Raw genomic sequence first — 7,314 nt, 5'->3', positions numbered from 1 at the left:
AGGGTCTTCATGATGCGCCAACCGCCCGCGTAGGTACCCATCGAAATGGCAGCAGCGGCAGCGAGCTTCACCCACAGTGGGATCGACGTGCCCTGGTGATAGCCACCTGCAACGAGCGCGATGACGATCACGCCCATCGTCTTCTGGGCGTCCTGCAGGCCATGGCCGAGAGCCATCGCGGCAGCAGAAATCGTCTGGGCGATGCGGAAACGCTTCATTGTCCGCTTGTATGGCGCATTCTTGAACATCCGCAGGAGGAGTTTCATGAGCCCGTAGGACAGCGAGAAGCCCACGATCGGCGAAATGAACATTGGCAGAATGACCTTCGAGCCAATCACGTTCCAATGAATTGTGAATGCGGCAGCAACGCCGGCGCCTGCGAGACCTCCGATAAGGGCATGCGATGACGACGATGGGAGACCAAACCACCAGGTGATGAGGTTCCAAGCCACGGCGCCGAGCAAGCCAGCAAGCACAACGATGAGGCCGTTCATCCCATCACTAGATGAGATCTCAACAATGCCGGAGCCGATCGTCTCTGCCACGCCCGTGCCGAGCAGGGCTCCAATGAAGTTCATGACCGCAGCCATGAGAAGAGCGATGCGCGGAGTCAGCGCGCGGGTTGCCACCGAGGTTGCGATGGCGTTGGCTGCGTCGTGAAACCCATTCGTGTAGTCGAAGACGAGGGCGATCACGACGGTGATAATGACCATCGTCAGGATCGGGTCCATGAAATCAGGACTCCTTTAGCGTGAGAAGCTCAATCGCGGCGGCGAGCTCCTCGAACCTGTCAACCGCCTTTTCGAATCGATCGAGGGCAATCTTGCGCGATAGGAGCTCCTTCGGGGTGGAGTCCCCTTCGAACAGATCTTGAATGAGTTCGCGGTAGAGTCCGTCGGCACGGTTTTCGAGATTGTTGATCTCGAGCCACTCGGTGCGGATCGATGGTTCAATCTTTTTTAGCTTCTTTATAGCGACGACGGAGTGCTCAGCACACTGGACGATAATGTCCGTCATCTCGTGGATCTTCTCCGGAACTTCGCCGATGCGGTAGAGCACCAGGTTGTCTCCAGCCTCGTCGATTGAGTCCACACAGTCGTCGATCTTGCCGGTGAGGTGGATGAGATCGCCACGGTCATAGGGAAGTACGAATCGAGTGCCGACTTCGTGGAGGACCTTGTGGGACGCTGTATCGGCCTCGTTTTCAATCTCGTGAAGCTTAATGTTGAGTTCCTCGCGGGTCTTGGAATCCGCGCTGACCATCTCCGCTAGGGCTTTTGCTGATCGAACAAGATGTGATGCTTGTTCGTTGAGAAGCTCTTGTACTTCGTGCGTGCCGCTGAAACGGCCCAGCAAACTAACCATGGGGCTCGTGCCTCCGCCTGAACTTAAGTGTGTAATGGAATGGAACCGGCACCGCGCTGAGTGAACGAGGCGTAATCCGACTCTTAGGCCTAGATTACGGCAGGGTGAACACTGGCGCAAAGCCCCTATCAGGTTGGTCAGCCCAACTGCCGTGGGGCAAATTCCAGGTGGTGGCACATACGTCACTTTTTCGGGCCTTATGGCACACTATCGCGCGAATACTAACTGACATGCACATGTGTGGATGCTAGTCGTCGCCCGCGCGAATATGGATCTGGCAAATGGTCAGCGTTCCCGATTCCGTGCGAACTCGACGTGAAAGGACCTTCTTATGGAACAGATTCAGCAATGGCTTGACTTGATCACAGGACCACTCACCGGCACGTTGGCAGGAATGAGCGACTGGCTGTACACGTGGATCATGTTGGCGGTGCTCACAGGAACGGGTATCTACTTGACGCTTCGATCGAAGGGCCTTCAGTTCCGCCACTTCGTGCACATGGCGCGATATGTGCTGAATTCGCGCCAGGGCGCGCACGGAGGCATCTCGTCTTTTCAAGCTTTCGCCATCGGCATGGCCACGCGCATCGGCATTGGAAATATCACGGGCGTGGCTCTCGCGATTATTCTCGGCGGACCGGGCGCCCTGTTTTGGATGTGGATGGTTGCGCTATTAGGCATGTCCACTGCATTCGCCGAAGCAACACTCGCGCAGCTATTTAAGAGGCGCCACCCGGATGGCACGTTTCGCGGCGGTCCCGCCACCTATATCTTGCGCGGCCTGAAGTCGCGCCCGCTCGCGACCGCATTCGCGGTCTCGATGGTGTTCTCCATGACTGTAGCGATGCCGATGGTTCAGTCGAACACGATCGCCGGCGTGCTCGCCAATTCCCAAGGAGTTGAGCCGTGGGTTACCGGACTCATCGTGGCTGGCCTGACCGCCGTCGTCGTTTTCGGTGGCGTCCGCGGCGTTGCCCGGGCAACGGAAATCATTGCCCCCGCGATGGCCCTCGTATACCTCGTTACCGCGCTCGCCGTCATCGTCGTGAACGTCCAGGCACTGCCCACATTCTTCTCCGACGTTTTTCTCTCCGCCGTCGGGCTGCGCCAGACGGTCGCTGGAACGGCCGGAGGAGTGGTTGCCGCACTCATCAACGGCATGCGCCGCGGCCTGTTCTCGAACGAGGCTGGCATGGGCACAAACCCCAACGCCGCCGCAACTGCGACGGTCGCACATCCGGTCCAGCAGGGACTGATCCAGTCGTTTGGCGTATTCGTCGACACGATGCTCGTTTCGTCTGCCACGGGATTCATCATCCTCACATCGGGCGTCCTCGACCTGACTACCACGCCTGATGCCTCCGGCTACCTCACCACCCAAGCGATCACGGACACGCTCGGTTCTTGGATGGCCTGGCCCGTGGCGATCATGATCTTCTTCCTCGGCTTCTCCTCGATCCTCGGCGCATACGCGTACGGCGAGGCGAACCTCGTGTTCCTCAAGGCCGGCAAGGGTGTGCACATGATGGCGCGCGCCTCGCAGGTGATCTTCTCCTTCGTGGGCGCCGTGCTCGCGCTGACCTTCGTCTGGGTGCTCATGGATCTGGCGATGTTCGTAGTGACGATCCTCAACCTGTTCGGCGTACTTTCGCTCTCCGGCTGGGTGATCGCCGCGCTCAAGGACTACGAGCGCCAGCTCGCCACCATCAAGGAGCGCGGCTACGTGAGCGTCGTTGGCAGCGACGGGTCCGAGGGCCGGTACCTGACGCCCGTCTTTGTGCCCGAGCAGGCAGGGCTTCCCGGCGACGTCGGCGGTGACGCCTGGTCCGATGCCGCGGCGTCCGCGCAGGTCGCTGAGGCGCAGTAGCGACGAGGAAGGGCCGCACCCGTGGGTGCGGCCCTTGACGTTTAGGACACCGAACCCGAGAGCGCCTGTCGGCGCGAAGGCCGCTCGTAGCGGCATATATTTGGAGCCCGGGGCTTTCGCGATCCGGTGTCTTGGCTCCAGCCTAACCCACAAGATTCTGGATGTCACCCCTTGTTTTTCGCACGCTTTCCTAGTGTGATCACCGCCTGTGCACGTCTGTCAAAACGGCGTTAAAACCGCCACAACCCGCGAAAAGATTGGTAAAGTCCTAATACCGGAGTTTGGGGAGTTACACTGTTGGCTATGACTCCGTCCACGCAGGGTCCAGAACCTAACCGCGACCATTCACTGGTGCACCTGCTTTTTGACCGCGAAAACCCTGCGAGCCCGTCGGTGGGCATGCGCCCGCCTCTCGTCTGGTCTTCCATCGGAGCCTTCTTTTCCGCACTTCTTGCGCTCGGCGTCAGCTTCGGCGCGTTCAACTCGGCCCTGACGGTTCTCGCGCTCTGCCTCGCGATCATCCCTGGCTGGCCCGTCTTCCTTGGCCTAACCAACCGCGGCGTCTCGCGCGTCGTCATGCTCCTCACGCTTGCCGCCGCGCTCCCGGCCGCCTATTTCGGCACGCTGACCACCACAATGTTCGTGGCCGTCGGCGCGATTTTCCTCAGCTTCGTGGGCGAGATGCTCCGCCGCGACGGCCGCATCCACCTCATCGAACACATTTCCGCCTCGGCCGCCGGTGCGATGCTGATGATTACGGCGTCGTTCTGGGTGCACGTGGGTGGCGCATGGGAACGCTCGAGCAATACGGGCGCAGACCCGGGCGTCGTCGTCGGGCTCACAATCGCCATCACGATCGCCGTCACCGCGCTTTTCCACGGCTTCGACACGGATAAAGCGAACTGGCTCGGCACGCTCAACGCGGTGATCGTGGGCGGCGTGGCGGCCTACCTCCTGGGCGGCCCCTTCTGGGTGGGCCTGCTCATCGGGGTAATCGTTGGCCTGTTTTACGCGGTTGTCCGCCGCAGCCTGGACGCCTTCGAGCGCCCGCTCTCGTGGGTCCAAGGCGTCACGAAATCGCTGGTTCCGCACTGTTCGCTCGGCGTGATTGGATACATCCTCACCGTCATTCTCCTCTAACCTAGTGGTATGGCTATCCGACTTCCCGAGAATCTCGCTCCCGAAAACTATCCGCTCGCGTGGCTCATTGACACGTGGCACGGCGGGGGAGTCCTTGAGTACGACAACATTGAGGCCGCCGCGTACGTCCACGAATTGACGATCGACGCCGTCGACGCCGGCCCGTACGTACGCTTCGTCTCGCGAATATGGCTGGCACACGAACCGGCGAGCGCTGTGGATAAGGAGGCGTCCGGGCAGGCCACGTACGATACGCTCACGAAGGAGCGGCTGTGGCAGACGGAGACCGGCTATATCCGCGTCAACCCCGAGGCGCCGGCGCGCGAGGATGGCGCGGCGGAGTTGGAGGCTACGGTTGCCTCGCCCACGGGGACGGCCCAGCTGTGGGTCGGCCTCATTTCCGGCCCGCGCATGCAGATGATTTCCGATACGATCGTCCGCTCTGGCGCCGCTGCGGATCTCCAGGCCGCCAAGTTCGTGGGCGGCAACGTCGCCTCCGACTTCTTCTACGCCTACGACATGGAGGCCTTCGGCTTCGAGATGCGCAGCTACCTAGCCGGGCGACTGTCGCGTCAGTTCGATGCCGACGTCGACCCCGAAACGAATCACAGCCAGCCAGCCGGCGAATAACGGCCAGGCAACGAATCACAGCCAGACGGCGAATAACCGCCAGCCAACCAACACCGAGGAGACATGATGAGTGACAAGAAGCATTGGGGCACCGAGTTCTATGGTGGCAAGGACACCAGCGACTCCGAGTCCACGAAGGAATCCGCCAAGGAAGCCGGCGAGCAGGCCGCTGATCAGGCGGAAGGAACCGCCGAGCAGGCCATCGAATCCGAAGAAGACAACGACCACAGCCCCTCACACTGGGGCGTGGGAATCTACGGGAACACGGACAAGCACGCCAACCAGGAGAAGGCCGACTAGTGAAAATCGCACGTTCGCTGCCGGGCGCAGTCATGGACGAGAACCTCGACGTTCCCGACCATTACTCCAATCCCTTCGCCGAGGGTAACCAGCTCGCGGCGGGCAAGGCATTTACCGATCTGTCATTCCTTGAGGTCGTCACGGTCTCGGGCGCCGACCGCGCCACGTGGCTTCACAACCTGACCACGCGCGACTTCACGTCGCTGCCGGTGGGGGAGTCCTCGGAGATGATGCTGCTTGACCCGAACGGTCACGTCGAGTTCGCGGCCGCAGTGATCGACGACGGCGAGCGCACCTGGTTCATCCTCGACCACGGCCAATCCCAGCCGTTTGTCGATTTTCTCGACTCGATGGTCTTCCGCATGCGGGTGGAGATTGAGACGCCGGACCTCGACGTCGTCGGCGTGATGGTGCCCGCGGCCGAGCTGTCGGAGCAGGCCCTCGCGCACGCGAGCGTCGTTTGGGAAGATCCCTGGCCGCGCACGCTGCCCGGCGGAGCGCATTACGGCGTGAGCGACGAGGAACACCCGGCGAAGAACTCGAGCCGAACCTTGATCGTCGTCGCGAAGGATGAACCGATTGTGGAGACGCTGATCGCGGCGGGCATGGTGCCGGCGGGGATCACGGCGTGGGAGGCGAAGCGGATCGCGGATTGGCGCCCGCGCCCGAATGCGGAGGCGGCTGAGCAGGTGCTGCCTCACGAGCTCGACTGGCTGCGTACGGCCGTCCATTTGGACAAGGGCTGCTACCGCGGGCAGGAGACGGTGGCCAAGCTCGTGAATCTAGGCAAGCCGCCGCGGCGCCTGACGTACTTGTATTTGGAAGGGCCGGAGGGTGATCTGCCCGAGCCGGGGTCGGACGTCATGCTCGGTGAGCGCGTCGTGGGGAAGCTGACCTCGGTGGCGCGCGACTCCGAGGAGGGGCCGGTGGCGCTCGCGCTGCTGCGCCGCAACACCGCCGACGACGCCCAGCTGCACGTCGGCGCCTTCGAGGCCGTGCAGGAGCCGATCGTGGCGCGCGAGGGGAAGTCTTCGGCGTCGCCGTCGGAACGCCCCGGTCAGGGGCTGCGCCGCGGCAACCGCGCCGGTGGGCCCGGAAGCAGCGACGGCGGCGCGGGCGGCTTTGGCAGCTCCCGCGGCGGCCTCGGCGGACGGTAGGGCGAGTTCGTTGCTGTCGATGCTGATCTATACGGTGTTGCCGCTCGTGCTGACCGGCCTGTTCGTGTGGGGGTTCGTGGACGCGCTCGCGCGGCCGGCGCGCCAGTTTGAGCTCGCCGGTCAGTCGAGGAATTTCTGGCTCGGGATCTTGGGTGGCGGCGGCCTGCTCTACTTCGCCGTGCGGGTGATGCGGTTTTGGTTCCCGCTTGCCGGCTGGGTGAGCCTCGGATTCCTGATTGCGGCGGTGTTTTACCTCGGTCCGGAGCGGCAGCGGATGGGTCCGCGCTGGACGGATCGTGGGCCGCGGCGCGGATCGTCGCGAGGTGGTTGGTAGTGCGGAGCGTCATTCAGCGCGTGAAGCGCGCGAGCGTGTCCGTGGACGGGCGCGTTGTTGGCCAGATCGGGGCGGGGCTGTGTGTGCTCGTGGGCGTGACTCATGAGGACGGGCCCGCTGAGATCGACAAGACCGCCCGCAAGATTGCCCAGCTCAAGCTCCTGCGCGGCCCGGACGGTTCCGACGACGTCGGCGCGCGGGTTTCCGCCGAAGAGTCCGGCGCGGCCGTGTTGCTCGTTTCGCAGTTCACGCTGTACGCGGATGTGCGTAAGGGGCGCAAGCCCAGCTGGTCCAAGGCGGCCGGGGGCGATGTGGCTCAGCCCGTGTTCGACCAGCTCGTGGAGGCCGTGCGCGGGTATGGCCTGCCCGTGGAGACCGGCGAGTTCGGGGCCATGATGGACGTGGAGCTCGTGAACGACGGGCCGTTCACCATCCTCGTCGAGGTCTAGCTCTTTCTGGGTCGGCTGCCGCCGGCCGGACCAGCCGGCCGCCCGGCGCCGGCACGCCAGCCCTGACCAGCC

Annotated in this window: 9 protein-coding genes; 7 read left to right on the top strand and 2 right to left on the bottom strand. The window is 63.0% G+C overall.

Annotated elements, in window-relative coordinates; all coding sequences use genetic code 11:
• Together ACHFFR_RS01450 and ACHFFR_RS01445 are read right to left on the bottom strand one after the other, a co-directional pair.
• Window positions 1–731 (bottom strand): anion permease (locus tag ACHFFR_RS01450; RefSeq protein WP_394262489.1); only part of this gene is annotated, 731 nt, incomplete at its 3' end.
• A gap of 4 nt (window positions 732–735) precedes the next feature.
• Complete coding sequence (locus ACHFFR_RS01445; protein ID WP_394262488.1) at window positions 736–1,365, bottom strand: DUF47 domain-containing protein; 630 nt, start codon at window positions 1,363–1,365, stop codon at window positions 736–738.
• Between the two features lie 358 nt (window positions 1,366–1,723).
• Between ACHFFR_RS01445 and ACHFFR_RS01440 the strand changes: the two genes are divergently transcribed.
• The 7 genes from ACHFFR_RS01440 (at window position 1,724) to dtd (ending at window position 7,242) form a co-directional block, all read left to right on the top strand.
• Window positions 1,724–3,232, top strand: coding sequence for an alanine/glycine:cation symporter family protein (locus ACHFFR_RS01440; protein WP_394262487.1), 1,509 nt, complete (start codon window positions 1,724–1,726; stop codon window positions 3,230–3,232).
• Window positions 3,233–3,535: 303 nt separating this feature from the next.
• On the top strand, window positions 3,536–4,372 hold the full coding sequence (locus tag ACHFFR_RS01435; RefSeq protein ID WP_394262486.1) for a hypothetical protein: 837 nt from the start codon (window positions 3,536–3,538) through the stop codon (window positions 4,370–4,372).
• Between the two features lie 9 nt (window positions 4,373–4,381).
• Window positions 4,382–5,002, top strand: coding sequence for an FABP family protein (locus ACHFFR_RS01430; protein ID WP_394262485.1), 621 nt, complete (start codon window positions 4,382–4,384; stop codon window positions 5,000–5,002).
• 66 nt (window positions 5,003–5,068) lie between these two features.
• On the top strand, window positions 5,069–5,302 hold the full coding sequence (locus ACHFFR_RS01425) for a hypothetical protein (RefSeq protein ID WP_394262484.1): 234 nt from the start codon (window positions 5,069–5,071) through the stop codon (window positions 5,300–5,302).
• Window positions 5,302–6,459 (top strand): YgfZ/GcvT domain-containing protein, encoded by a 1,158-nt coding sequence (locus tag ACHFFR_RS01420; protein ID WP_394262483.1) that lies wholly within the window; start codon window positions 5,302–5,304, stop codon window positions 6,457–6,459. Before ACHFFR_RS01425 ends, ACHFFR_RS01420 begins: the two co-directional genes overlap by 1 nt.
• A 19-nt stretch (window positions 6,460–6,478) precedes the next feature.
• Complete coding sequence (locus tag ACHFFR_RS01415; protein ID WP_394262490.1) at window positions 6,479–6,793, top strand: DUF2516 family protein; 315 nt, start codon at window positions 6,479–6,481, stop codon at window positions 6,791–6,793.
• Entirely contained in the window at window positions 6,793–7,242 is a 450-nt protein-coding gene (gene dtd, locus ACHFFR_RS01410; RefSeq protein WP_394262482.1) for a D-aminoacyl-tRNA deacylase, read from the top strand. The genes ACHFFR_RS01415 and dtd overlap by 1 nt, the downstream gene beginning before the upstream one ends.
• Window positions 7,243–7,314 lie beyond the last annotated feature (72 nt).

This window comes from Trueperella sp. (assembly GCF_043424875.1).
In the GTDB taxonomy this organism is placed as follows: domain Bacteria; phylum Actinomycetota; class Actinomycetes; order Actinomycetales; family Actinomycetaceae; genus Trueperella.
The sequence above is the reverse complement of the archived record's forward strand: the minus strand, read 5'-3'. Positions and strand labels throughout refer to the sequence as shown.

Excerpts from the sequence above, each read along its gene's own strand:
- ACHFFR_RS01435 (WP_394262486.1), top strand. The coding sequence starts at position 3,536 with ATGACTCCGTCCACGCAGGGTCCAGAACCTAACCGCGACCATTCACTG.
- ACHFFR_RS01415 (WP_394262490.1), top strand. The coding sequence starts at position 6,479 with ATGCTGATCTATACGGTGTTGCCGCTCGTGCTGACCGGCCTGTTCGTG.
- ACHFFR_RS01430 (WP_394262485.1), top strand. The coding sequence starts at position 4,382 with ATGGCTATCCGACTTCCCGAGAATCTCGCTCCCGAAAACTATCCGCTC.
- ACHFFR_RS01445 (WP_394262488.1), bottom strand. The coding sequence starts at position 1,365 with ATGGTTAGTTTGCTGGGCCGTTTCAGCGGCACGCACGAAGTACAAGAG.
- ACHFFR_RS01425 (WP_394262484.1), top strand. The coding sequence starts at position 5,069 with ATGAGTGACAAGAAGCATTGGGGCACCGAGTTCTATGGTGGCAAGGAC.